The sequence below is a fragment of the Bacillus salacetis genome (genome assembly GCF_003581585.1).
GTDB classification, from domain to species: Bacteria; Bacillota; Bacilli; order Bacillales; family Bacillaceae_B; genus Rossellomorea; species Rossellomorea salacetis.
In genome coordinates, this window is sequence record NZ_QXIR01000073.1 from 1 (window position 1) to 1,673 (window position 1,673).

Consider the following 1,673-nt stretch of genomic DNA (forward strand, 5'->3'; position numbering starts at 1 on the left):
GTACGTCCTACCCCGACTACCTAAAGAATAACCTATAAAAAATAGGTCAACCAGAAAAATAATAAATCTGGTTGACCTTATAATACGAAAGGGCAGGTTAACAGAATTGTTTGAAAACTTAATTTATTGATTTTTCGTCTAATCAACACTAGACTTTGAAAGGATGTTTATTATGAAAAATAAAGAAAACAGCAAGCGTAATATTATTCAATGGGTTGCATTTGTAATAGTGATACTTACCCCCGTGACAAGAGTGATATTAGAAGTAGCGGGAATAGCTCAAAACTTGGCTTACAGCACACTGACTACCCTGACTTGGACAGGGTTTACGATAGGTATAGTTTTAATATTGGCTTCTTACTTATTCCCCAAAAAAACTAACAATGCTAGGTAGGGGAATTAAAAGTAGGCTACTACCCCTTTCTTCAAGTAAAGGGCAGTTTAACGGAATAATTCCGAAACTAAACTTAATTTAAAAGCGTCTAATATTTATGTTATGGGCAATGAAAGTTAAATAAAGGGAGAATCAGTTATGGTTGAAAAGAAAAATGAGGTTTTAGAATGGATGAAAGCATTGGGCTTTGCAGTAGTAATTGTCTTTATAGTGCGTTCCTTCTTAATAACCCCCATTGTAGTCGAGGGTGCTTCAATGAATACTACATTACACGACCAAGAACGAATGATTGTTTCTAAAGTAGGTGAACCAGAAAGGTTTGATATTGTCGTTTTTCACGCAAATGAAGAGCAGGATTATATTAAGCGTGTTATCGGCTTGCCAGGTGATAAGATTGAGTATAAAGATGATACATTATTCATAAATGGAAAGCCCTATGACGAACCCTATTTAAAAACGCAAAAAGAAAACACTGAAGGTAACTTGACAAATTCCTTTAAATTAGAGGATACGGCTGTAGGAAAATCAACTGTACCAGAGGGACATCTATTTGTAATGGGGGATAATAGAAGATTCAGTAAAGACAGCAGACAAATAGGAGCAATTCCTATTGAAGAGGTTATAGGTACTACAAATTTTGTTTTCTATCCGTTTAATGATATAAGGATAATTAAAAATTGAGAAAATATACAAGAGGGGCGTTTGCAAAAAGCATACGTCCTTTGTTCAAGTAAAGGGCAGGTTAACGGAAGAAAGAAAGTCTAATCTAAATGTAAAACTTCCTGCGGGTTATTTCTATAATAACAGCGGAACTAAATACAGGGTTGGTTGGAGGGTTCAAATGCTTATTAGCTTTTATTTCATAGTTGTAGGTTTGATAAGGCAATTTGAAAAAAAACCGACTCTATTTATTTCTAGAAGGATGAAGAACAATATACCTCAAAAAGATTTACCTGTTTATGCAAAACACGTTGGCAGAGTTCAAATCTTAACTGGCGTTATTATTGGAATAATGAGCCAAATTGAATACTGGTATAATCCTTAGTTACTAAACTTTATAATTCCCTATATTATTTTGGGACTTATTTGTTTGTCTTTAATTTTATATTTAAACAAAAAATATTCTGGTAAATATTTTTTGCGTTGATTATTTTATTTGGAGATATAGGCTAATGAAGAACTTACTTTTTTTAAAAGTTTGTGAACAGATACACTTAAACTATCGGAGGCTTTAACAGAATAAGAAGATAATAAAGACATAAAAACCCAGAGTCATTTG

Annotated in this window: 3 protein-coding genes; all 3 read left to right on the forward strand. The window is 33.0% G+C overall.

Annotated features, from left to right (window positions below):
• Positions 1-172: 172 nt before the first annotated feature.
• The 3 genes from D3H55_RS23545 to D3H55_RS23555 all read left to right on the forward strand — a co-directional run bounded on the left by D3H55_RS23545 (position 173) and on the right by D3H55_RS23555 (position 1,439).
• The gene (locus D3H55_RS23545; RefSeq protein ID WP_119549761.1) at positions 173-394 is read left to right on the forward strand and encodes a hypothetical protein; all 222 of its coding nucleotides are present in this window, start codon (positions 173-175) and stop codon (positions 392-394) included.
• A gap of 138 nt (positions 395-532) precedes the next feature.
• Positions 533-1,075: a signal peptidase I gene (gene lepB, locus D3H55_RS23550; RefSeq protein ID WP_119549762.1), complete on the forward strand. Its 543-nt coding sequence runs from the start codon at positions 533-535 to the stop codon at positions 1,073-1,075.
• 160 nt (positions 1,076-1,235) lie between these two features.
• A complete protein-coding gene (locus tag D3H55_RS23555) occupies positions 1,236-1,439 on the forward strand; it encodes a hypothetical protein (RefSeq protein WP_119549763.1) in 204 nt (67 codons plus the stop codon).
• Positions 1,440-1,673: the final 234 nt, after the last annotated feature.

Bases quoted from the DNA above. Each gene is read 5' to 3' on its own strand.
- D3H55_RS23545 (WP_119549761.1), top strand. From the start codon at position 173: ATGAAAAATAAAGAAAACAGCAAGCGTAATATTATTCAATGGGTTGCA.
- lepB (WP_119549762.1), top strand. From the start codon at position 533: ATGGTTGAAAAGAAAAATGAGGTTTTAGAATGGATGAAAGCATTGGGC.
- D3H55_RS23555 (WP_119549763.1), top strand. From the start codon at position 1,236: ATGCTTATTAGCTTTTATTTCATAGTTGTAGGTTTGATAAGGCAATTT.